The organism is Sulfurovum sp. MH2-6 (genome assembly GCF_058374785.1).
Window position 1 is genome coordinate 2,139,150 of the sequence record NZ_CM178170.1, and the last position, 24,153, is coordinate 2,163,302.

Genomic DNA, 24,153 nt, shown 5'->3' on the forward strand with positions numbered 1-24,153 from the left:
TGAGCCTCAGTGAAAAATCTTTCATATTGTCATGTTTATCAAGTGAGCTTCATATCTCCCAAGTGTGTGGAAAAATATAAAAACAGGGTGTTCGTCATTCTGAACTTGTACCCCAAGGGCATTTTCTACGGGCATTCAGAATCTTGACCGGTTCCACCTAGCCCTCGTTCCCGCTCTGTGAGTGTGAATGCCTATTAAGCATTATGATACCGCAAACTCATATCCCACCTATTGGTGGGCTTTAAAATGTATGATTCTTTACATGCTGTATGGATTCCCACGTTCAACGTGTGTATAGTCAAGAGACATAGTTTACAACTGTAAAGGATGTCTCTTGTCTATACACCGATGGGAACGAGTTAAAACGTTAAAATAAGAAAAGACAACCCGTTGAATCCCTTATTTTACTAAAGAATTAAAGGAATAAGCCTTTTCTCTACTTGCAGATATTAAGCTCCATCTCTTCAAGCGTAACATCTGTAACCAAATATTTAGAGGTTGCAATTCTGATGTCGTTAAGGTACAGTCTACCACCGGCAGTAATTGAACCGTCAAGTGATACATATTCTATCTCCTCCATCTCTCCATATACCCAGCGAAGCTCGTTAGTCTGGTTCTCGGAAATCTGGATATCATCCAGATAGAAATAATTGTTTTCTTGATCTTCTTGCAGCGTTTTCCCGTTGATTTTTTTATTTACTTCTTTCAGCGGACTGTTTTTAATATAGCAATCCATTCCGTTGTCAGAAAAATCCGCTTGATAGTCGTATGTGTTCACTACACCTTCGGTATCGATAGCCAAATAGATGACATCATCTTCGCTTGTGATATCATATACACCCTCGATATAAGATATATTATGGAGAGCATTTTCCTCTACCTGTGGTGCTGGTTCGTTATTTTCATTACCACTCACTGTTTCCTGACTGCTGTCTGTGCCAGCACTTCCACCACACCCTGTAAAGGTAAAAGTCGCTAAAAAAAGCCCCATAGTAGCTACCATTGTTTTTTTCATTTTGATCCTTTTTGAATATTGGGAAAAGGCGTCAGGTAGTCATGACAACTCACTTCCCGCTTTCTCTTTTCAGATCGGCCTGTAACAATAATAGATAGTAAAATATTTATGTCCAAAGTGGTTTTCATCAATTCCCTCCCCTTTTTGAGAATATCTGATTAGCTTATATTATTTACCCTAAAGTTAATAATATGATTTTGTATCCGATTTTTTAATATTTTTTATTAAAAATATAACTATACATAAATTTTATTTAAAATCATCAATACTTTCTGGCTAAAGCAGAAGCCGCCATATCGTATAGGCGATCACAGAAAGCACGGTCACCCCGATCAGGTTGAGCTTTAATCCTATGCCGGCCATCTCTTTGATACGGATCACCCTTGAACTCATCACGATCGCATTCGGAGGCGTCGCGATAGGAAGCATAAAGGCATAACTGGCAGCAACCGTTGCGACCATCAAGAGCAAAGTGCCCTCACTTTGCGGCATCACTTTTGCAAATTCATAGAAGATCGGGATAGCGATGGAGGTGAGTGCCGTGTTGCTTGTCACCTCTGTCGAGAAGGTGACAAACAGTGCAACCGATACGAACATCCAGAAGAGAGGGATCGAGGAGATAAAGGAGAGTTTGTTTGCGATCTCGGCAGCCAGCCCCGTATTTGTAAATGCAGCAGCGATCGAGAATCCCGCACCGAACAGGAAGATGATCTCATACGGCAGGTTTCTCGTATCTTCCCACTCCAGAAAACCGATTCGGGGGACAAACATCAAGAGACCGAACCCCAGCAGGACAAGCTTCTCATCCAGTGAAAAACCTGCGATCTGTTTCAGAAAAGTATTGGCGATAAGCATCGAGGCAAGAATCCCTATGATCCAGTAGAGCCTACGCTGTTCACTGTTCAGTTCAGGAACATCCTGCTGCACATCCGTTACAGACTCGTTTTCTACCCCCAGTGCAAGCAGCCAGGGAATGATCAGCAGCATCGCTATCACCACAGGAGCCATCATATACATCCACTCACCAAACGCCAAAACAGGCAGATTATGCTCTTCCAGAAAACCGAGCAGTATCAGGTTGGGCGGTGTCCCGATAGGCGTAAGCACGCCACCGATACTCGCACCATATGCCGTTCCCAGCAGAAAACGGACCTTCAACCTGACATTCTCACTCAAAAAAAGTGCGATAGGCATCAGCATCAGTGTCACGGTAGTGTTGGAGAGTATCCCGCTGAGAAGAGCAGAGGTGATCGCCAATGCATAGATGATACCCCTCGGTGTTTTAGGGAAGAAGCTTAAGAGTTTTGCAGAGAAATATTTGTGCAGATCGATCTTCTCCAGGGCGATCGCCAGCATAAACCCACCCAGAAAAAGAAAGATGATCGACTTGGAGTAGTTGGGTGTCACTTCATTGACATCGAGGATACCGAATACGGGGAACAGGACAATAGGCAGCAGAGAAACAGCACCTAAGGGTAAGGCTTCACTGGTCCACAGCGCTACCAGAAATGCGATCAGTGCAATCAACAGACTATGCTGGAGTGTAAATGCCCATAAGGAGAGACCGAAAAACAGCAGGCCGATCAAAAGTGCTATGATAATACCTCTCATTGACTCACCTTTCTTCTGTAGAGTTCATCGATATAGACTACCTCTACATCTTTCAAAATCATCTTTGCACTGGTGAGTGCCTGAAGTGTCACCTTATGCGGATGGCCGATCGCGATCGCATAGCCTCTTTTCTTTGCGATATTCACGGCATGTTTAAGCTGCTTATGGATAGCGTCAACCGTATGGATATTATCGATAAAAACATCACGCGCGATATAAGGCTGTGCATATTTTTTGGCGATCTGGGGTACCTTGGTAGAGGAGATCGTGCGACTGTCAACAAAAACAAATTCCTCTTTGATCAGTGCATGGTAGAGCCTCTCCATGGCGAGATAATGGCTGGTAAAGACCGAACCGGTATGGTTGTTCACAAATCGTGCCTCGGGGAAAAGCCTCCGCAGCTCTTTGACCCTTGCCTCCATCCTCTCCGGCGTATCTGTGATCATCAGTGTTTTTGCCTGTTTATCAAATACTTTTCCCGACTCCATAGGAAGATGGATCATATAGTGTTTTGAGCCTTCTGCGAGCTTGTGATTGGAGGGGGAGAGTCCGTATGGCGGGAATATCGAAGGGGTGAGTTTCAGCCCGGTTGCACGGATATGGGCAAGCTGGGACCTTGATGAGACATCATCGATGATGATCACGAGTTTTGGCTTCTCTTTCTCTGAAACGCTGATCACCTCTTCAACCTTCACAACCTCCGCAGGGTAAGTGACAACTTTCTTCTTTTCGAGATCTTTTTGTTGCTTCTCCTTCTCTAAAGCCTGTAGCGCTGCTTTTTTCTGCGCTGCTTCACGTTGCGCTGCTTCTTGTTGCTTTTTGCGTTTCAACGCAAGTTCGGCCTCCCTCTTTTCCTCCTTGAGGGCTCTCTCTTCTTTGACTTTTTTCAGGCTTTCAAAAAGTGACTGATTATCAGAAACACTCTTGAGAAGCAAACCGTTTGGATTAGGCTGAACGGCAGCTTCATTTTTCGCAATGAAGTACCCAAGTACTACCATAGCAATCATCACGATCACGGTACTGAAGATCATCATATCCTTTTTAAACGTACTCTTTTTCCTGCTGCCGGATCTACGTCGTTTGGTCGATGTTTTTTTTGTCTTGGATGTTGTTTTTAATGGACTACGCTTTCTCTCTTTTGCCATATCTTTCCAGTTGTATCAATTTTTGCTTATTTTATCGAAAAAGAACTGATGAGCGATATCCTGGCGGGGATGAAAAGAAAATTATGACAATTGGGTAGAAATGAAAAGTAGCGTTTAGCGTTTAGCGTTTAGCGTTTAGCGTTTAGCGTTTAGCGTTTAGCGTTTAGCACGATAATAGTTTTAGATCAGTATGTCAAGTGATTTATAAAAATTTCTGTAGATTTTATATTTTTTACAATGTAAACAAAGCCAAGTTTTTATTGAGTTGTATTCAGGTTTCTCACAGAGAGTGCAAGCACAAGGAATGTTTGGAGTAAAGGAGCTTACAATAAAACAAACTAACGCAAGATTTTTGGTTACTTTTACCCCACTTACGCTTTAGCGACAGGGGTATCGGCATTTCACCCCAAGGGCATTTCTTCCCTCCGGTCAGGGCAAGTGCCAGAGCTGTAGATTTTAGGGTTTGGATAAGGGAGGCTACGAGAAGTAGCTGACCGAATCCATCCCTCAAAGATAGAGTGAAATAACCAAAACAATAGATAAAGATTTTTATTGAGTTGTATTCAGATTTGAATGTTTGGAGTAAAGGAGCTTACAATAAGTAAGTGACTGCACCCATCATTCAAAGATGGATGCAAATCGATAAAAAGACTAGTTAGTCTCTTGGTCTACGATTTTGTTCGCCTTAATCCACGGCATCATCTCACGTAGTCTCGCACCGGTTTTTTCCAGTTGCGTCTCTTTAAGATTTTGTCTCTCAGCGTTCATTCTTGGGTAACCTGCTTGACCTTCAAGTACGAAGTCTTTAGCAAATTGACCGTTTTGGATCTCTTTAAGTACTTGTCTCATCGCCTCTTTAGACTCTTCGTTGATAACTCTTGGTCCAGAAACCATGTCACCGTACTCTGCTGTGTTAGAGATAGAGTATCTCATATCTGCGATACCACCTTCGAAGATAAGGTCTACGATCAGTTTCATCTCGTGAAGACACTCGAAGTATGCCATCTCAGCAGGGTAACCCGCTTCAGTCAATGTTTCAAAACCAGCTTGGATCAGTGCAGATACACCACCACAAAGAACTGCCTGCTCACCGAAAAGGTCAGTTTCTGTCTCATCTTTGAATGTCGTTTCGATGATACCTGTTCTACCACCACCGATCGCTGATGCATATGAAAGTGCTACATCTTTTGTGTTTTCGCTTGGGTTTTGACCGATAGCGATAAGGTCTGGGATACCACCGCCTCTTACAAACTCACTTCTTACCGTGTGACCCGGAGCTTTTGGAGCAACCATCATTACGTTGATGTCAGCTCTTGGCTGGATACGTCCGTAGTGGATCGCAAACCCGTGACCGAATGCGATCGTTGCACCCTCTTTAAGGTTTGGCTCGATCTGTGCTTCATAGATCTCTTTTTGGTTTTCATCCGGAAGAAGGATCATAACAACATCACCTTTAGCAGATGCCTCTTCTACTGTAAGTACTTCAAACCCTTTTGCTGCCGCTTTATCCCAAGAGCTTCCGCCTTTTCTAAGACCGATCACTACTTCTACACCAGAGTCTCTAAGGTTTTCAGCGTGTGCGTGTCCCTGAGATCCGAAACCGATCATTGCAACAGTTTTAGATTTTATGATACTAAGATCACAGTCTTTGTCATAGTAAACATTTAATTGTTCTGCCATTGTTAAATCCTTCATTATTTAATTATTTAGCTAAAAAATTTTCGCGATTATATCGAAATGTAGCTTATAACCCCGGTTTTGCTATAATCCGCTTTATGCAGCAAACCAAAGTGACTTTTCATACCATAACCGAACATGACGCAGGCCAACGTATCGACAACTTCCTTCTCCGACACCTCAAAGGCATTCCGAAAACACGTATATACCGTATCATCCGGAAAGGTGAAGTGAGGGTCAACAAAAAGCGTATCAAACCGGAATACAAACTCCAGAGTAATGATCTTGTACGTATTCCGCCTGTCACCATGGAAGAGAAAAAACCGCTTCCCAAAGCACCGGACCACCTGTTGAAACAGATCAAAAAATCCATTCTTTTTGAAGATGAAGCACTCATTGCAGTGAACAAACCTAGCGGGATTTCCGTACACGGAGGAAGCCATTCAGAGCTGGGACTCATCGAGATACTTCGCCAGCTCCGCTCTGATCTGGAGTATCTCGAACTGGTTCACAGACTTGATATGGAAACCAGCGGTATACTCCTTATCGCCAAGAGCAGAAATATGCTCCAACATCTCCACACCCTTCTCAGAGAAGCGCATCAGATCGAAAAGCACTACACTACCCTGGTCTCAGGAGAGTGGCAAGCAGGGAAACAGAGGATCACCCACACACTCGAACGCAAACAAAACAGAGCCCGGAAAGTGCAGGTCAGTGAAGAGGGGAAAGAGTCAACGAGTATTTTCACACCTCTCACACACTACAAAGAGGCCACGCTTATGGATGTCCAGATACTCACAGGGCGTATGCACCAGATCCGTACTCAGCTCGCCTATCTCGGACATCCTATCATCGGTGATGAAAAATATGGGGAGGAAAAACAAAACCGATATTTTGCCAAACAGCATCACTCAACGAGACTTTTTTTACATGCCAGCTCTCTCTCATTTAAGATAGGCGATAGAGCCTATGCGTTTGAAGCCCCTTTGGCACCCGAGCTCCAAACTCTGCTGAAGTCACTCACCTGATCGGTACGCTAATCGGTACGCTAACGTGACCGTGGACCGTAGGAGTAGTTGCCCTCCTCTTCTACCGATGGAACATTTTTTTTCGGTTTTACCGCTGTCTCTTCTTCCATCTCAAAATGGCTCACCAATGCATGTTCATTCTCCTGCATTGCCAAAAGCTGTCTCTCCAGGGTATGCAGCTTGCCTTTAAACTCATCCGAGAGTTTCACAATATCCTCATAATACCGTCCCGCCAACTCCATCTCATGTCTATTTACCGTATGGTTTTTTATGCCTAGAAGAGTTTTAAACGTACTCTGTTTATGTGTGAAGTATATCTCATAGATCTTTGTATAGATATTGAACATCTCTTCCAACAGTGTCTCCATCTCTACAAGCACACTTTGGCTCCTAAACTGTGCGAACTGAATCGCTTCATTGTAGTACCATCTGCCAATCTCTGAATCCTGAATGATCGGCAGCGTTAAATGACTCTGATCCACCTTGAAGCCTGAGACAAGGAGTTTAATGGTATTGACCCACTTAAGATGAGCAACTCTTGCTTTATAGAGTCTATTTAAACTTTTTTCTTTCGCACTCACGAGAGATCCTTATAGTTGATATTTTTTGCTATTATAATCCTAAATCATTCTCGTGCTACAAACCAATAGATTATTTTTTAATCAATTAATCTTTAGACCCAGTATAGTTTCCTAAAATGATGACTTTGGCACAGCCATCTTGCAGATCCATAAAGATTCTACAGACAAATAGTTTGAGATAAAAAGTGATTATCATCTGATCCTATTATGCTATAATTGAGACAAAGAGGAGAAAAATGATGATCACATTCTTAAACGACTCTATGCTCTGGTGGCACTGGATTATCCTGGGGATTATCCTCTTGATCATAGAGATGAACCTTGGAACATTCTTTATACTGGGGCTGGGTGTGGCAGCCATACTTGTCGGGGTCATAGATATGCTCCTTGGTACAAGTTTCAATACCGAGCTGTTTATCTGGATCATCCTCTCTCTGCTCTCTATCGCTGCATGGTTCAAATGGATCCGGGAACCGCATCAGACCGACAGCGGTCAGTCAAACTACCGCCTTGATACACAGGGAAATGTACTCGAAGAGATAGAACCCCACAGCAGAGGCAAGGTAAAGTTTGATTCGCCCGTGCTGGGAAACACAACGTGGCATGCCACAGCCAAAGTCAAGATCGCCGAAGATACACGTGTTAAGATCGTACAGATCAATGGACAGCTCATCGAAGTCGAACCGGTGTAAAACCTTTAAAGGAGAAGATCATGGAAGCACTCAATATACTTGTCATACTTGCTGTTTTAGTCATCGTTACACTCTATAAGGGTATCAATATCGTGCCCCAGGGTGAAGAGTGGGTCGTAGAGAGACTGGGAAAATTCAGCCGTACACTCACCCCCGGCCTCAACCTCATCATCCCTTATATCGAGTCCATCCGTGAGCGTGTCTCCACCCGTGACCTCATCCTTGATATCCCTGAACAGGAGGTGATCACCAAAGACAATGCCGTCATACACACCAACGCCGTCACCTTCGCACGTGTCACCAACCCCCGTGATGCGATCTACGGTATCGAAGATTTCCGTACAGCGATCCAGCAGCTTGTGATGACCACCCTACGTTCGATCCTGGGTGAGATGGACCTGGATGAAGCACTCTCCAACCGTGAACATATCAAAACCAAGCTCAAAGACTCCATCATCGATGATGTGGCAGACTGGGGTGTCACCGTCAAGTCCGTAGAGATACAGGATATCAACCCGAGTGAGTCGATGCAGGACTCAATGGAGAGACAGGCAGCAGCCGAGCGTGAAAGACGTGCGATCGAAACCACCGCAGAGGGGAACAAAAATGCCGCTATCCTCGAAGCAGACGGTAAACTAGAAGCGGCCAAAAGAGAGGCACAGGCACAGATCGCCCTTGCCAATGCCTCGGGCGAAGCGATCAATATCATCACCCAAAACATCAAAGACAACGAACTTCCGGCCATGTTCCTGCTGGGTGACCGATACATCAGTACTCTTGAAGAGATGAGCAAGAGCCAGAATGCCAAATTTGTCGTCTACCCTGCCGACCTGCAGGGAGCGATCAAAGGGATGCTCGGGAGTGTTTTTAAAAAGTGAGAAGCGTGAAGTAAATGAGAACTGCTTCACGTTTGTAGGTGGGGCTAAAGCCTCCACTTCCGTGAACTCTTTCATTGTCTCCTAGACAAAAAATTACCCTCATTTCATCACTCTTGAGAATACAAACAAGCGGCAGATGATCACCTCCGATATCTGTAGGTCGGGGATACCCTTATCCCGACACCTACCTTTTATGAAGGCACTATCAATGGTGTCGGGGTGAGGGCACCCCGACCTACACACTTCTTCTGTTTTACTCAAACAACACCTCGTTTCACGTGCTAACGAAGAAAAAACCGTTACCAACACGAGTGAAATTCAATCCATTATAAACGCTACAAAAAAAGAGATCATCAGGGGATCCACTCTTCCAGAAAAAAGACGTAATGAAAAAAAGAAAAAATAATTTTAAAACACTACTTTAGTGAAGTCACCACTTACAGCGTGAGTGGTTCCAACTTTGTTTCAATCTTTATAGACCTGCTTCATCATATCTTTTTGCAGCGCATTAGATACCAGTAATGACTTGAGCAACATTTCGTCTTGATTTTGCATCGCAAATAAATGAATACGTTCACTGTTTTCTAATACGAGGTTCAACTCAAAATTATAAAACTTCTCTCCCCTTTCATCATATGTCAAATACTGTATCGTTCTTATCTCATCAAAGGGGATACTCTTTAAAATCTCTACTTCTCCGGAAGCTGATATATCTTGATGATAAAAATATTTATTTTTATCATCAAATATTAATCTTTCATGGTTATTCCAGCTGTTTATAAACTTAAATAATATCACTATACCTATCACGGTTATCATCAATGCTTCTATTCTCATAGGTTCCGGGGTTAAAAGTTTTTGACTTTTGATCTCATGAAATATTGTAGAAATTGACGGGCTGAGTATTTTGTTATCCCGTGTTGTATCAACTTTTGCAAACCCGATAAATTTAAGAGAGAGGCTCAATCCTAAAAATAACACCATCATAGCCCACCAAAAATAACTATTCTCTTTTTCAAATATCAAACTATTGGATTTGTCACTCTCAATTACTGTATGATAACCTGAATAATCACTATATGAGTTACTTAACGGTGTTGTATCGATGAAGGTATCATCAATGACCAAAGAATCTGCAGTAAGCATCAGTGTCACGAGTAAAATAAGATTAAAAAGTTTAATGAACAAACGCTTCCCCTCTTTTTTTGTCTATCTTTGTGAGCAAGAGTCACCCAAAAAATTATTTACTAAAGTGCTGATAATCCTTCACTCCGCTCCAGTCACCGCCCCACTTCCAACCGTACTTTTTAAAGATCCTTACCGCTTTGTCTGTAGGCAGCAGTACGGCTCTGTCGGCAGCACTCTTCTCTTTATGCACCCTTTTTCTATAGAGTAACGATGCTTTATGGCTGATGCGTCCGTTTCTGGAGATATAGGGGTTTTCTATCGGGTTGATATCGATCGCCTTGCCGTAGCTGTGTTTTGACCACTTCTTACTTCCCGTGGCCCTGCGGCAGTTAAACCCTGAGGTGTTATCTGCTTCGATGGAGTGCCAGTCGCTGCCCTTATAGTCACTCACCAGTCTCATCTGGTAGATGGGATAGTCAGCCTCATAGAGCGCTTCAAATATCATCATAACCTCATCTGCCACCTCTTTATGAACGATCAGCTCACCCCACTCCTCTTTGCCGGTAAAGTTTTTATGTTTGATACGCAGATACCGGAGATCATCCAAGCCTACGGGACACACTCTTCTATAAGAGTTTCCCTTGATCATACGCTGTTTGATCTCCGGCGTGATCGTCGAGATGCTTCCTTGATAGTCAGCCCATACACCTATCGTTAAAATGGTAAAAAATAAAATGATCTTCTGCATACGTTAATTATAGCAAAATGGATAAGCGGTTGATTGATTGTATTATTTTTTGTCAGTAAGAAGGTTAAGGCCGTTGGCCTTAAACACCTTAGTGCAGAGGGAGATAGGCATACCCCTCGTTTTGTGCATCGATCAGTGCAAGGCTTGCATTGGGGACCACGGTGACAAAGGGATAGAGACTTTGCTCTGAGATATCTCTTTTTTTCATACCCACTTTGCAGATCTCAAACTCCACGCCATAACTCTCATGCAGGGTTTTCAGTTTTTTCCCCAGCTCTGTCATCTGACTCTCTTTCTGGAAAAACTTGTAGCTGTCGCCATGTATCACCACTTTGACCTTAAGCTCCTGGAGCTTGTTTTGATAATAGACACTGTTTCTCATCACTCCTGAGACGAGTACACGCTCAAGTGTCTCTATATCTCCGGTTTTCAGATCATAGACAACCTTCTTTTCCATACCATTCTCTTCAGCCTGAAGGACAGAAGAGAAACCGAGCGTCATCACGATCAGGATAAAGTGTGCGATAGATCTAAACATCTCTTACTCCATCAGTCCGGAGAGGATCTTTTCCATTCTTTTCTGTGCATCGTTCAGCTCTTCAAGAGATGCCTTGTCATCGATCCCCATCGCACTGATCCAGTTATAGACAGAAGGGTAAGCGATATGCATCTTCTCTTCACCTTTTTTCATATAGAGATAGAGTGAACATGGTGCAAACGCTCCTGCCTCAGGTCTCGTTTTTGCCACCGTATAGATCACAGGCAGTTTACAGATCGAGTAGACATCATAAAAGTTGAATCCTTCGTAACCCTTCTCTTCAAAATCGTAGTTCAGATCACTGAACCCTGCCATGACAAATCCATTCGGTGCCAGTTCACCCTCAAAGAGCATCTGAAACTCATCTTTAACGTCTTCCCACTCATCCGGGTCTATCTCCATCTCAAAACGGGTCACACGCTCGCCTTTCAGTGGTTTCACTTCGTACGGCAGTTTCACGAACTTACCGTTCGGCATTGCAGTTTTCAATGCTTTTTTCAGCATCTCTCCTATTTTGATAAGTGTCTTATCCTCTTTTGGAATCTCAAGAATCGTTGCCAGAGCTTCTGTCGTAAGTGTAGAGACAGAGATGGTTTTTTCACCTTTTTTTGTATAGATTGACATACTGAGCGGTGCAAAAAGGCCGATCTGAGGATACTCTTTTGCCAATGTCAATGTATCTGGTTTGCTGTAGAAGGTAAAGAGATTATAGACATCAAAAGAGGTCTCTTTAAACTGTATCTTAAACGGAAAGTTCATATCCCTGTTTTCAGCTACAAAGAAACCTGCTTTTTTAAATGCCTCTTCTATCGTTTTAGGTGTAATTTTCCCGTCGCTGTTATCAGCCGTAAAGACCTGAATATCCTGGGCAAACCCCACTGTTCCTGCCATCACCATGATGGCCATCAATTTTTTCAATAAATTTTTCATATCTATCCTTTGCATTAAAATAAAATTATGGACGTATATAGATCCATCCGCCTATCTGACGCTCTATCAGTTCAACGATCCCAGCTGTGACCACATCTACGCCGTCCAAGAGCTCTTTTTTGTCGATGTTGTAGGTTTTCATCGTATTGCCGCAGGCAATAAACTCAACATCATAGGTCATCAGAGACTTCAACCGTTTCTGAAGTGTCTTGTCAAAAAAGTTTGCCTCCTTCATCACCGCTTTGATCCCTTTTGAGTAACAGACGATCGCCACTTCACACTTCTCCGGACCGTAAAACTTCATGACATTGCTGGCCGATGAGAGTACATGTGATATCTCATACTCATCATCACTGGTAATGGGGAAGACAAACTGTCTTGGATTTTCAATACTGGGTTTCGGGTCTGCAAACTCCGTATCTGAGATCAAAAAACTGACTGCCACAAGCAGTATCATCCAGATCTTTTTCATTACTCTGCTCCTTTCTTTAGCGTTTGGCTATACTTCTCTTTTGCTTCTCTGAGTATCTCCAGGAAATCCTCTTTTACCCAGGAACCGGGTACCCGGTAGAGCTGTTTTTGCTCCGGAGACAAAAAGAGGAAGGTCGGTGTCATCGTAGGCGTAAAATCCAGAGGATTCTTCTCCCTCTCCACATCTATCTTCACAGAGACGAACTCTTTTTCAAGTGCAGCGATAACATCACTGTCACTCAATACTTCTCTCTCCATCTTCTTGCAGTAACGGCAATGCGCTGCGGTGTAGAAGATCATGATCATTTTATCCTCGGCTAAAGCCTTGATGGAAGCCTCTTCAAATGCATCATAGTGAAGTACTTTTTCCTGATACGCTTTCGGGTCATAGTCATAGAGAAAGGAGACGATCGCTTCAAACTCCTCTTCACTTAACTGACCTTTCATACTCGGCATCGTCTCAAAATAGGTTAAAATATCGGGAAGACAGACACTTTTTTCTCTATCAGGGGTGTTAAAATACTCCGCTAAAAAACTCTCTATCTCCATACGGTGCATATCCTCATCACCGCTAGGATCCCCGATACGGGACTTGAGCCTATAGACGATTTGATTCATTGTCGGTGCTTTCAGCTGCAGCAGCCTGTTATCCATCTCCATAAAGTTTTTTTCCAATGTGCTCATCGGGATATAGAGTGCATGACAGGAAGCACACTTTTGTTCATAGACATGCTTCCCCTCAACCGCATATATCCATGACGACAGAAGAAGAAAAAAACTTATCACATTTTTCATGCTACTCATCCTCCTCTTCATACATTTCAAGTTCCGAGTAGGCATCAAGTACATTTCGTTTATGCAGTGCTTTATACATCGCGTCATTCTTGTACTTTTCCATCGGAACCGTTTCTGTGATCCTCTCCATCCCTACTCCTTCATCGATCGCTTCAAGCACTTTCTCTTTCATTTCACGCTGATACGCTTTCTGATGTACTGTCGCATCTCTGTCCGTACGTCTGCCGTGTCCCGTGATGATCGTATCCGCATCCAGTGCTTCAAGGATCTCTATCGCTTTGAGATTACCGATAATAGAGCCGTCCCTCATCGAGGTCAACCTGTCATTAAAGACCAGGTCTCCTGTAAAAACTGCTCTCTTTTGCGGCAAAAAGACGATCAGGTCGCTTGTGGTATGTGCTTTTGGTACCAGCTGTTTGATCTCGAAATCAACGCCGCCCTCTTTAAACTTGTAGAGGCTCTGCCCCACCAACTGATCAAGTGGCACAATCTCGGTACCTTTAAAAGCATCTTTGGAGACGATCTGTGAAATACGGGTCTGCTCAGGTTTCATACTGTAGGCTTTTCCAGCGATACTCTGCTCATACTCCCTTGGGCCTATGAGTAAAGCACCTTGTTGTTTATAAAAGCTGTTTCCCAGCCAGTGGTCATCATGTGTATGTGTCGTGATCACATATTTTACAGGCAGTGAAGCGATTTTCTGCATCGCTTCATATGCCTGCTTGGCATACTCATGGGTTGGACCGCTATCGACAACCACATAGCTCTCTTCTGTTTTTACAAAACAGGAGTTCACCATGTTCCCGCCATTCTCTTTGGTGATCATTTCAGGTTTACCAAAAAAGCAGTAGATATCTTCCGTTACTTTTTGGGGAATCAAGTGATAATCAAATGCCTCCAGAGAAACCAACGTCAATAAAAACAGTCCAAATCCTCTCATCTTATGCTCCTAGAATAGATAGTTAAACTCTAAACGGTACTCGTTGTACGATACGTCAGATTTACCCGAATCAGTATCGGCATCTACCAGACCGACACGCGTTTTCATATAGAAGTTCGGTGTGAACTTGTAGACGGTATCCAGGTGCCAAATAGTGCTGTCAGCCTGTACACCTGACTTATCATCATCAAAGTCCTGAACGGCATATCTCAAACTTGCGTTGAATTTCGGTGTGAAATTATAGGCTGCTCTGGCCATGTATGTTTTGGTATTTGCATACCAGTTATACTGTGCCATCGCTCTGGTAAACCCGCCGGTAGGGAATCCTCTCCATGGCGCCAGGATATCTGCTTCATCAGCGATCTGTGAATATCCGAGTCTGAAGAAACCTTTTTTCTCCGGCATCAACATATCAACTCTTGCGGCAAAAAGACTACTATCCAATGAGGTTTTGGCACCATCCGAGTATCCGTCCATCGATTTACCTGCAAGGTTGTAAGGTTCCGGATTCTCCAGGTTAACCGCACCTGCACCGTCATCCATCTGATAGAAGTATCTGAATCCCGGTCTCACCGCCCATCCGTTATCCATCGGTACGGTATAGTGTGCCTCTGCTACGATATCCTTCACCACACCCGGTACACTCAGGACAGAGAGCGTTGCATCCAGGTTAGGGATGATCTTTGTTTTGAGATCAGCAACGATCAGTTCATGATCCGGATCTTCACCTGCAGCGATAAATGCATCATAATTCAATCCTTTATGAATCGCGGAATCATCGTTGTTGTTCCATTTATCACCTTCTGCGGTATTAAACGTCACTACATCATGTGATGAAGTATGGTCTCTGAGTTTTTGTTTTGCGAAGTATGCAACTCTAGCCGTTGTTTTATCTGCAACTTTGGCTGCGACAGTTACACCGTCAAAGGTATTGGGGATCATTTTCGTATCGTTTGATGCGGTAAATACCGATTCGAAGAGCTGACGACCCGCTTTGATATCAAACATACTGTTTTTATACTCCAGATAGGCTTGCCCCAGTACATGCATACCGCCACCATAGCTTCCTGTTTTGGACACATTATATCGGCTAAAAGTATCTTTACCTGATTTTGCATACCCGACTTCATCTTCATCCATTCTCCAGAATCCAGGGTTCAATGAACCGTAGTACCCTGCAGTGAAGCTGAAACCGTTCAATACGGCTGATTTGAAGATCAAGCTTCCGCCGACCCCCATGTTTTTATTATCTTTTCTCTTACCGCCGGTATCATAATCTTCATCATCCCAGTCCCAGTAAAATGAGTTGGATCTTAGACGGCCATAGAAGATACCGTCCTGGAACATACCTGTGAGACTCTCCGTGCTTCCCGGCAATACATTGTATTCAACAACCATATTCCCTTTGAGCTTTCTTTTGACAACTTCACCCTTCTTCGCGCTTACCTCAGCCTTAGCCGGTTCTATATCCCCTCCGGCCATTGCCATAGTAGACGCCAATGCAGTTGCTGCTAAAATACTCATCCCGATTTTTTTCATTACTTTTCCTCGTGTTTTATGTAATAGCCTGTTCCCTCATCTGCTATACTACGATTTGTAATCTTTTGATTACACCTTTAGTGTGCCCCGGCTCTTCATTGTTTTTTGGACAGAAGAGACAACATGAATAGAGACGAGGCACGGGTTTTGTTTCACTCTAGCACTTGGCACCTTTTTGCGGACATCCGCATGCATAATCCAACACTTTCACATTGGACTCCATACTGATATCAATCACTTTTTGCTTTCTGATATAATCGCTCACCACGTCATATACAGCCGGTGTCTCTTTCGCGAGGTTCTCCCCTGCATTCTGCAGGTTTCCGCCCCATGAAGAGACACGGTAGGTTTTATTCAGATCAATCGGTTTACCGCCGATCATAAAGTCCGAAATCCTTTTCCCTGACTTTTCAGAGATCTTGATGGAGTAGCTTGCACCGGTCAAACGACTCATATCCCCACCCTGCTGCAGGAGCGGATTTGCATTGAAAACATTGTCAGCGATATCTTCCATCAGTTTTGCAATGACAGAACCTTTCAGGTCAAAGGTATAGACCTCCGGATAGGTGATCGCCGTCATCTCATAGACATTATCTTTCAGGATCTTGTCACCGGGGATCAGTGTGGTACCCCAACGGTATCCCGGAGTAAAGACGATATCACTTTTCATCTTCTCCTGGATCGCCTGACCGATCAATGCATCAAAGGTCGAGTAGAAGGTATCTCTCTTATAGAGTAGTCCTTTCGTCGTACCAAGCACTTCATTGAGTTCAGCTTCATACGGCTTATACCACTTCTCTACGAGTGCTTCACCCGCTTTGTCTGCCGGGATGATATTGGAAGCGACAGGGATCAACTTGAAGTTGTAGTCCACCACTTTTTTATCTTTTACCTCTATATCCAAACGTCCGACATATTTACCATGGCTACCTGCGATCAGGATCACCGTATCATTGATAATGATCGGTTCGGGACTAGGATCGTGAGTGTGTCCGCTCAGGATAAAGTCCACGCCGTTTACCTTCTTCGCCAGCTCCTGGTCCACAGAGAATCCGTCATGGCTGAGTACGACTACCGCATCTACTTTCTTCTCATTTTTCAGTTCATTCACGTACTCCTGGAGCGTCTCATGACGCAGCGCGAAACTCCACCCTTCGGTGAAACGTTTCGGATTCGCCGTTGATGTGAACGGGAATGACTGCCCGATGATACCGATCTTTGCTCCGCCGATCTCTTTGATCGTATAGGGAGGGAAGATCAGCTCTTCAAAGTTTTCGGAGAAAGGATCGTTATCGATCACGTTTTGAGAGATGAAATCAGCCTTGAGCATCTCGATCAGTTCCGCCACTCGCTCTTTACCGTACGTAAACTCCCAGTGACCTACCATCACATCAACACCCAGATAGTTCTGTGCATCAACGATCGCTTCACCGCCTGTCTTCAGTGCTACTGCCGTTCCCTGCCAGGTATCACCGCTGTCAAGCAGAAGTACATTCTCGTTACCTCTCTCTTTTCTCACATGGTCTATCACCGTTTTCATATGGGCGATACCACCCATCTTTCCGAATTTCTTAGCCAATGCTTCAAAGTTGCTGTGCGTATCAAAATACTGATCCAGTGTTCCGGGCTCAATACCGTAATACTTCTCAAATGACTCACCGCAGATGAAACCCGGTGTTCCCACAAGATTGTCCGCAGAGATCAGTGTAGATGGTTCTCTCCAGTAGAGCGGCTTGAGATGGGCATGCATATCACAGATATGCAGCAGTGTCGCCTTTCCTTTCGGCTCAAAAGAGACAATGTCCGAAAAGGTCATATTTTTAATACGCTCTTTCCCTGCTTCACCTGCAAAGAGGTTTGTCCCGCCGGCTGCTCCCAGGAGTCCCAGTGCAGCAGCAATTTGAAGAAAATCTCGTCTATTAATATCCATTACAACTGCTCCTTTATCGTTTTAGCCCTGGAATGGCAATGGCTTTTTGCTTATCTTGAGCCAGTTTAGAAATATATAGTTCCAATCCGACCATCTCCTTAGAACCGATCGGAAGCACAGCCAGAAGTGCATTCTTCATACATCCCTGAAATCTTCTCTGCAGTGTTCTAAGACTCGATTTTGTCATACGGTATGCCGGCCATGTTGCACCTGCTCCCGCTTCTCCAAGATCAGGGAGAGGCTGTGTTCTAAGCACCATACCTACGATATCTTTACTGTGACAGCTGTTACATGAGAGTCCTCTGCCGCCTCTTGCGGTCATAAAGGTCTTCTCACCAAGTGCATAAGAGGCTTTCATATGCGCATTGGCATTGATATCTATGTTGAACTGCTCATCGTTAGCCAAAGATTTCACATACGCAAGCAGAGAGAACATCTTCGCATCTTTCAGTTTGATCTTCTCTTTGCCTTGCTCTACCATCATCGCCTGCAGAACCTGGTCTACTCCGACAACATTTCCCAGCTTCTCTATATATCTTGGAAAACCTGCAATATATTTCGGCAATTCATTCTCTTTGATTCCAAGGAACTTTGCCAGTGCCGCTTCACCGCCAAGCTCCTCTTCAAAGATCTCTCCACCCTCTTCTACAAAGATATCAGCGGGATTGTTTTCAAGCATCTCCTCGTACATTGCCCTGTCTGCATCACTCATCGCAAACTGCTCGCCGGCAGTTGCCATCGTCAATGCAAGCGCTACGGATACTACTACTCTTTTCATCTCTTATCCTTTCGGCTTAAGTTTTTTACTCTTACTGCCTTTTTCACCTGTATTGTCTGTATATTCGACTGTGAGATTTCCTTTACCCGGTACTTTCAGATTTACAGAGAAGTAAGGGTTGGTTGAAACCGTTTCCCATACTTTCATTGTTGTGAAAGGTTTTCCATCCAGAAGGAAGGTAACATTGTCGATATATTTTTCAGGCTTGATCTTTCCTGTTTTTTTATCTTTCTGCATCCCTGTATCCATCGGGTGAATGATGATGAAGTCCACTTTGATGGTGTCTCCGACTTTATACTTTTTTGGTTTCATTTTAATCATTGATCTTCTTGTTTCTTCTGCCATTTTTTATCCTTTCTTTTTATACTATTTATCTGATGTTTTGTCTATTTTGTCGGGATCAACCACATCCGCCGATCGTTACTTTTACACTTTTGGCTGCACTGATGAAACTACCGTCACTCAACTCTACAAGTGCCACTACTTCCTGTGTTTTTGCCAGTTTAACACGTGTTGCGAAATATCCTTTTCCATTGAGAGGTGTAAGCATCACGTCTGCACATCTTGAGTTACCGTTCTCTTTCGCCAATACATGGATCGCTTTGACATAGTTGTTCTCTTCCATCGGGTGATCTACATTTACTTTGACAGGAACAACCGCACCGTTTTCAGCGATCTCCGGCACTACCAGGTCCACCTTTGCGCTCTCTGTTACCTTCTTACCTGAGGTGATCGCTTCAACCGCCATCGCATAGCTGAGTGCATTTGGACCTTGCGGTGTCGCATTTGCCCCCTCTTTGGCACTCAATAGTGCAGGGGTAATCGTTGCTGCTGCAGATACAGCACACAAACCTTTTAAAAAACTTCTTCTTTTCATCTTCTTTTATTCCTTTCTTGGTAATTTAATACGCTTTCAAAGCAAGCTCTCGCGACTAGTCGCTCTTAACTTATTTTATTTTTCAGACATCACATAGGCTGTAAGATCACAGATCTCTTGTTCATTGAAAAGATCTGTAGTCAGATTGACTGTCATGTGGGTCGTTGGATTATCGATTCTTGGATCTGCGATCTTCTGGTAGACAAATTGTGCATCTCTGATCTTTGTATCGATAAAGTAAGCCTTATAGTGGGAAAGATCCGGACCGATATTACCACCGCCTACAGCACCTTCGATGTTATGACATGCGACACAGTTTCCATACTGTTTAGGCGCTTTCTTTCCATTCTTCTCTATAGTCTTGGAAAGACCTTTTGGAGGTGTACCTTTGGCTTTGTCTCCGTTAAGGTTATGAAAGATATATTTCCCTCTTGCAATCGACTCCATATCATTAAGATTGCATGATTTAGGCAGGGTATAAGTTGTTGCAGGTTTTAAAAGATCTTTTTCAATGATCTTTGTTGCATCAGGCATCTCATACGCCTTTGTCAAATCCGATGCATTTGCAGCTGTGAATGCTGTCATCAACAGTGCAGTGCATGTTAAATATTTGACTTTTCTTTGCATTGATACTCCTTTAAATTTCTGGTTTCAAAAGGCATCTTAACAAAGAAGTGTAAAAAAAATATAAATATTTGTAAATAAAATAAATTTATTTTTTATTTGTAGAATTTATAAAGAAAGGTGGCACCTTGATTGAGCTCAGAAGAGACCTTAAGCGTGATACCTTCTTCGTCAATAATCTGTTTTACGATATTGAGTCCGATGCCGAATCCGCCTTTGGCTTCATTCTCTCTATAGTAGCGTGAGAAGATCTTATCGATATTTTCAATCCCTACCCCGTGATCCGTTACCGTAAAGACAATCACTGCATCGTTTTCGTTGACACTGATCTTTACTTCACTGTTATCATGACTGTATTTAATGGCATTGGAAATTGTATTATCTACAATACGTTGCAGCTTTGTAGCTGAGAAGTGATAGAGTATACCGGGAGAGATCTCTGTCTCTATTTTTATATTTTTCATATTGGCCACTTCCTGGAAATAATCCACCCTGTTTTGCACAAACTCACCAATATTAATCTCTTTGATCTTATGTTTCACTCTCCCCTGTTTGACAAGATAGTCCATATCGCTATAGATCGTTGCAAGTGTTTTGGAGGCTGCCTTGATACGCCACAGATATTTATTTTCACCATATTTTGCCCCAAACAGATCGGCATTGAGATTGATAATACTCAAAGGGGTATTGATCTCATGCATCGAATCTTTGATAAAGTTATCCAGATGCGTATTCATCGCTTCAAACGGCGCTGAAAAGTTTCGCAGTAAAAGGAGCGAGAAGATAAAGAGGACAACGATAATGGCGCTCAAAACACTAAAAGCCAGGAAATAGATATCGTTAGAGGTATGTTTTTTTGCTACAAGAAGATAGCTCGAACCAAAGTAGTAGTCATCTGCAAAGGGATAGATATAATAGTAGTTGTTCTTCTGACGGTGAAACCCTTCTGTAAAGCTTAGAGGCTCAAACTCCAGGGTACTGAACAGACTCTTGAAGTTTTCATCATAAAGTGCTGCACTATACTCCTGATAACGCGGGAAGTGGTAGACCTGATCACTGTTTTTATAGCGCTGCATAGAAACAATGATCTTTTTTGCCTGCTTTTCCAAAGAGAGCTCCACTTTTGCAGAATCGATCTGCAGAAGCAGCACAATATAGGTGATCAAAGGCACAATCAGCACTGCTGCGATCATTGCGGTATAGATCAAGGCATATTTACGGGAAAACTTTCTGGAATCAAAGATCAATGCTATATCCTACACCACGAATATTTTTGATCAGATCATGATCGAGTCTTTTTCTCAGGTTTCCTACCTGAACACGGATATTGGACGGATCGACCCATTCGCCCCATATCTCTTCCCAGAACATCTGATAAGTGACCACGCTTCCCCTGTATTTGACCAGAAGCTCCATGATCTTGGCTTCTGTTTTAGCCAACTGGATCGTCTTTCCTTCCCGTTCGAGCTTCATCTTTTTCAGATCATAACTGTATTCATAGGGAAGTATGATCTTCTCTTCCTCTGAGGTAAAACAGTGTAGTTTTATGACCTGTTCGATACGGAGTTTCAGCTCAAGAAGATCAAACGGCTTGCGTATATAATCACAGCAACCGCACTCATACCCGTAGGTAAGATCATCGATATCCGTTAACGAGGTGATGAAGATAGCGGGGATTTTAATATCCTCTTTGCGAAGTCCCTGAAGCATCTCAAAACCGTTTCTTTCTCCAAGTACCTTGACATCCAGCAACAGGAGATCGAACGTTTTTTCAAACACTGCATCATAGGCATCTTCAGAGCTGGAGTAGTGCTCCACTTCATATCCGGAATCCTCCAAAAACTCTTTGATACTCATAGCCAAGATCTTTTCATCTTCCAAAATTAATATTCTCACTGCACGACTCCTCTCTTCTTCTCTTGATGCTTATTGTCAAGAATAACATCGATTAACTCGTTTTTTTCATAAAGGTTCAAGATCTCTCTTGCTTCTTGTTCCAATTCACGCTTGTCCTCTTCATGCAGCTTGGGAAGCAACCCTACAAGATCACGGTCATATCCGCTTTTAAAACTGCCGTAGTTTTGCCCTTTCAGTTCCAGCGCCCGTTTGATATCTTCCTGGGAAAACTGCCTGAAACGTAAAAGATTCCGTGAATCTGTTTCAAAATTGTTGAGTGACTCTTTAGAGAGGACGAGCAGATATCCACCTATCTTATCCCCTTCCCCGTTGTACATCGGTTCCCACAGGAAAAGTCTCTCATCTTTCAGTAAAAACTGTTTTTCAAAAAGCTTATGCGTATCAACCTTTTCAATATGGCGTTTCAATGAGATGTTATAATTTTGATTTGCGATCACTTTACCAAAGAGTCTTGGAAAATCTCTCATCAGTGATGCATGTTCCAGATAGACCTCATCCATCAGGGCATAGAGTTCTATCCCTCTGCTTCGCAGTTTGACCGAAAACTCGTCAATAAGCCTGATCACCTCCAGATACCCCAAAAGCGTTTTTTGACTTCTTATGGGGATAGTGGATTTAAACGTAAGCAGACGCCCGGTCTCCATACCTACTTTGGGCTGTTTGTTGTTTTTGAGTGTTTCGAGATCTTCTCTGAACCACCAGAGAGGCATCCCTGAAAAACCTTCATCCCAGCTTCTTGCAAAGATAAAAAAGTCAGGGGTAAGCACCTGCAGACGGAGAGACTTCATATGGGTATGTTTTTTAAAACGTTCGATGATATTACGAAGGATGATATATCCTTCAGTCTCATCATCTTTTTTTAATGCATCTTTCAGATCACCATTCTCTGCTAAGGCGAGAGAGAAGGAGAGGAGCTCTGCCATTTCACTTGAAAGTGCTGAACGAAACTCATGGATGATCGTGTCACTCAACTCTGCCACCCTGTCATTTTGTGAGCGGTTAAAAAAGAAAAGGCTTGAAGACAAGAGTATCAACAAGAGAAAAAACATTACGATAAGTATGGTTTTGTCGTATTTTTTCATACTATGCATTTTCCTGTTTTCATTTTTTGTATTTCTATAAATTATAAAAACTATTAATATAATTAATGATACTTTTATTTATCTGAAGAAATAATATCACACTATACTAAATTAATATATAGAGAGTAGAAAAAACTGTTTGAATAGAAAAGAAGATTTACTATCGATTTACTCTTATCTTATATTATAATGATAAAAACAATCACTATATACTAAAGGAACAGACAATCAATGGAACAGTTTAAAACCTACGCTCTGATGGTAGGGCTTACCTTACTCTTTATCTGGTTTGGCGGAATGATCGGCGGAAGGGCCGGAATGATCATCGCTTTCCTGATCGCAGCAGGGATGAACTTCTATGCCTACTACTACAGTGACACACAGGTACTCAAACACTACCATGCCATCCCGGTAGATCAGAACAATGCACCGGGACTCCATGAGATCGTCAGCAGGCTGACAAATCGTGCAGGACTTCCTATGCCTGCGCTCTATATCATACCGGATCAGCAGCCCAACGCCTTTGCCACCGGACGTAACTATGAAAATGCCGCCGTGGCTGTGACCGAGGGACTGCTCAACCTGCTCGATGAAAACGAAGTGGAAGCGGTGATCGCCCATGAGCTGAGCCACATCAAACACTACGATATGCTTATCGGTACGGTGGCTGCGACCATCGCCGGTGCGATCGGTATGCTGGCAAACTTCGGGATGTTCTTCGGCGGAGACCGTGACAGACCTGCCAATCCTCTCATTATGATCGCACTGATGATCCTTATGCCTCTGGCTGCGACAATCATACAGATGACGGTAAGCAGAAGCAGGGAGTTTATGGCCGATGAGGGCGCAGCAAGAATGACCGGGCACCCCGAATGGCTTCAAAGCGGTCTGGCAAAACTGGACAACTACGCCAGAGGGATTGCAATGCATGATGCGGATCCTCAGACAGCCCATATGTTTATCATCAACCCTTTTACGGGGAAAGACTTCTCCCTGCAAAACCTTTTCCGTACCCACCCGACGACACAAGAGAGGATAAACAGACTGGAGCAGTTGAAGTATTAAAACCGTCGGTCGGGGTGCCCTCACCCCGACTTAATAGTGTTAGAAGATCAAAAGAGTGTCGGGATAAGGGTATCCCGACCTACCGGATTCACCATTATAAGCTTCCAAAATTGTGTTATAATCATCTCAATAAAAAATCACCAAAAATATCACCATAGAAAGAA

25 protein-coding genes are annotated in these 24,153 nt (G+C 43.3%); 4 read left to right on the plus strand and 21 right to left on the minus strand.

Going from position 1 to position 24,153, the window contains the following annotated elements; translation table 11 throughout:
• Window positions 1–436: 436 nt before the first annotated feature.
• From AC4JOV_RS10850 to ilvC, 4 genes are all read right to left on the minus strand, one after another.
• Complete coding sequence (locus AC4JOV_RS10850) at window positions 437–1,015, minus strand: hypothetical protein (protein WP_229937570.1); 579 nt, start codon at window positions 1,013–1,015, stop codon at window positions 437–439.
• Window positions 1,016–1,291: 276 nt separating this feature from the next.
• Complete coding sequence (locus AC4JOV_RS10855; protein ID WP_229937569.1) at window positions 1,292–2,626, minus strand: SLC13 family permease; 1,335 nt, start codon at window positions 2,624–2,626, stop codon at window positions 1,292–1,294.
• On the minus strand, window positions 2,623–3,771 hold the full coding sequence (locus AC4JOV_RS10860) for a divergent polysaccharide deacetylase family protein (protein ID WP_229937568.1): 1,149 nt from the start codon (window positions 3,769–3,771) through the stop codon (window positions 2,623–2,625). The genes AC4JOV_RS10855 and AC4JOV_RS10860 overlap by 4 nt, the downstream gene beginning before the upstream one ends.
• 651 nt (window positions 3,772–4,422) lie before the next feature.
• On the minus strand, window positions 4,423–5,451 hold the full coding sequence (ilvC, locus tag AC4JOV_RS10865) for a ketol-acid reductoisomerase (RefSeq protein ID WP_229937567.1): 1,029 nt from the start codon (window positions 5,449–5,451) through the stop codon (window positions 4,423–4,425).
• 95 nt (window positions 5,452–5,546) lie between these two features.
• Here ilvC and AC4JOV_RS10870 point away from each other — a divergent pair, with 95 nt between their 5' ends.
• A complete protein-coding gene (locus tag AC4JOV_RS10870) occupies window positions 5,547–6,476 on the plus strand; it encodes an RluA family pseudouridine synthase (protein ID WP_229937566.1) in 930 nt (309 codons plus the stop codon).
• A 20-nt stretch (window positions 6,477–6,496) separates the two neighbouring features.
• Here AC4JOV_RS10870 and AC4JOV_RS10875 read toward each other — a convergent pair whose 3' ends face one another.
• Window positions 6,497–7,057 (minus strand): hypothetical protein, encoded by a 561-nt coding sequence (locus AC4JOV_RS10875; RefSeq protein ID WP_229937565.1) that lies wholly within the window; start codon window positions 7,055–7,057, stop codon window positions 6,497–6,499.
• Window positions 7,058–7,293: 236 nt separating this feature from the next.
• Here AC4JOV_RS10875 and AC4JOV_RS10880 point away from each other — a divergent pair, with 236 nt between their 5' ends.
• Complete coding sequence (locus AC4JOV_RS10880) at window positions 7,294–7,749, plus strand: NfeD family protein (protein WP_229937564.1); 456 nt, start codon at window positions 7,294–7,296, stop codon at window positions 7,747–7,749.
• 20 nt (window positions 7,750–7,769) lie between these two features.
• The gene (locus AC4JOV_RS10885; protein ID WP_229937563.1) at window positions 7,770–8,627 is read left to right on the plus strand and encodes an SPFH domain-containing protein; all 858 of its coding nucleotides are present in this window, start codon (window positions 7,770–7,772) and stop codon (window positions 8,625–8,627) included.
• Between the two features lie 465 nt (window positions 8,628–9,092).
• On the opposite strand, the gene AC4JOV_RS10890 is transcribed toward AC4JOV_RS10885, so the two are convergent.
• The 16 genes from AC4JOV_RS10890 to AC4JOV_RS10965 form a co-directional block, all read right to left on the minus strand.
• On the minus strand, window positions 9,093–9,815 hold the full coding sequence (locus AC4JOV_RS10890) for a hypothetical protein (protein WP_229937562.1): 723 nt from the start codon (window positions 9,813–9,815) through the stop codon (window positions 9,093–9,095).
• A 52-nt stretch (window positions 9,816–9,867) separates the two neighbouring features.
• Window positions 9,868–10,503 carry a M15 family metallopeptidase gene (locus AC4JOV_RS10895; protein ID WP_229937561.1) on the minus strand — a complete coding sequence of 212 codons (636 nt, stop codon included), beginning with the start codon at window positions 10,501–10,503 and terminating at the stop codon, window positions 9,868–9,870.
• Between the two features lie 88 nt (window positions 10,504–10,591).
• Window positions 10,592–11,041, minus strand: coding sequence for a DsrE family protein (locus AC4JOV_RS10900; protein WP_229937560.1), 450 nt, complete (start codon window positions 11,039–11,041; stop codon window positions 10,592–10,594).
• Window positions 11,042–11,044: 3 nt separating this feature from the next.
• Complete coding sequence (locus AC4JOV_RS10905; RefSeq protein WP_229937559.1) at window positions 11,045–11,971, minus strand: DUF302 domain-containing protein; 927 nt, start codon at window positions 11,969–11,971, stop codon at window positions 11,045–11,047.
• A 25-nt stretch (window positions 11,972–11,996) separates the two neighbouring features.
• Window positions 11,997–12,443: a DsrE family protein gene (locus AC4JOV_RS10910; RefSeq protein ID WP_229937558.1), complete on the minus strand. Its 447-nt coding sequence runs from the start codon at window positions 12,441–12,443 to the stop codon at window positions 11,997–11,999.
• Complete coding sequence (locus AC4JOV_RS10915) at window positions 12,443–13,237, minus strand: thioredoxin family protein (protein ID WP_229937557.1); 795 nt, start codon at window positions 13,235–13,237, stop codon at window positions 12,443–12,445. The genes AC4JOV_RS10910 and AC4JOV_RS10915 overlap by 1 nt, the downstream gene beginning before the upstream one ends.
• Window position 13,238: 1 nt before the next feature.
• Complete coding sequence (locus AC4JOV_RS10920; RefSeq protein WP_229937556.1) at window positions 13,239–14,177, minus strand: MBL fold metallo-hydrolase; 939 nt, start codon at window positions 14,175–14,177, stop codon at window positions 13,239–13,241.
• A gap of 9 nt (window positions 14,178–14,186) precedes the next feature.
• A complete protein-coding gene (locus tag AC4JOV_RS10925; protein WP_229937555.1) occupies window positions 14,187–15,716 on the minus strand; it encodes an OprD family porin in 1,530 nt (509 codons plus the stop codon).
• 157 nt (window positions 15,717–15,873) lie between these two features.
• Window positions 15,874–17,646 carry a thiosulfohydrolase SoxB gene (soxB, locus tag AC4JOV_RS10930; protein WP_229937554.1) on the minus strand — a complete coding sequence of 591 codons (1,773 nt, stop codon included), beginning with the start codon at window positions 17,644–17,646 and terminating at the stop codon, window positions 15,874–15,876.
• A gap of 13 nt (window positions 17,647–17,659) precedes the next feature.
• Window positions 17,660–18,424: a sulfur oxidation c-type cytochrome SoxA gene (soxA, locus tag AC4JOV_RS10935; protein ID WP_229937553.1), complete on the minus strand. Its 765-nt coding sequence runs from the start codon at window positions 18,422–18,424 to the stop codon at window positions 17,660–17,662.
• A gap of 3 nt (window positions 18,425–18,427) precedes the next feature.
• Complete coding sequence (soxZ, locus tag AC4JOV_RS10940) at window positions 18,428–18,769, minus strand: thiosulfate oxidation carrier complex protein SoxZ (RefSeq protein WP_229937552.1); 342 nt, start codon at window positions 18,767–18,769, stop codon at window positions 18,428–18,430.
• 55 nt (window positions 18,770–18,824) lie between these two features.
• The gene (gene soxY / locus AC4JOV_RS10945) at window positions 18,825–19,301 is read right to left on the minus strand and encodes a thiosulfate oxidation carrier protein SoxY (protein WP_229937551.1); all 477 of its coding nucleotides are present in this window, start codon (window positions 19,299–19,301) and stop codon (window positions 18,825–18,827) included.
• 75 nt (window positions 19,302–19,376) lie between these two features.
• Window positions 19,377–19,928: a sulfur oxidation c-type cytochrome SoxX gene (gene soxX / locus AC4JOV_RS10950; protein ID WP_229937550.1), complete on the minus strand. Its 552-nt coding sequence runs from the start codon at window positions 19,926–19,928 to the stop codon at window positions 19,377–19,379.
• A 92-nt stretch (window positions 19,929–20,020) separates the two neighbouring features.
• Complete coding sequence (locus AC4JOV_RS10955; protein WP_229937549.1) at window positions 20,021–21,172, minus strand: sensor histidine kinase; 1,152 nt, start codon at window positions 21,170–21,172, stop codon at window positions 20,021–20,023.
• Complete coding sequence (locus AC4JOV_RS10960) at window positions 21,162–21,821, minus strand: response regulator transcription factor (RefSeq protein ID WP_229937548.1); 660 nt, start codon at window positions 21,819–21,821, stop codon at window positions 21,162–21,164. Before AC4JOV_RS10960 ends, AC4JOV_RS10955 begins: the two co-directional genes overlap by 11 nt.
• Window positions 21,818–22,924, minus strand: a complete 1,107-nt coding sequence (locus AC4JOV_RS10965; protein ID WP_229937547.1) for a cache domain-containing protein — start codon at window positions 22,922–22,924, stop codon at window positions 21,818–21,820. Before AC4JOV_RS10965 ends, AC4JOV_RS10960 begins: the two co-directional genes overlap by 4 nt.
• 231 nt (window positions 22,925–23,155) lie before the next feature.
• On the opposite strand from AC4JOV_RS10965, the gene htpX reads away from it, so the two are divergent.
• The gene (gene htpX / locus AC4JOV_RS10970) at window positions 23,156–23,989 is read left to right on the plus strand and encodes a zinc metalloprotease HtpX (protein ID WP_229937546.1); all 834 of its coding nucleotides are present in this window, start codon (window positions 23,156–23,158) and stop codon (window positions 23,987–23,989) included.
• The last annotated feature ends 164 nt before the right edge of the window (window positions 23,990–24,153 follow it).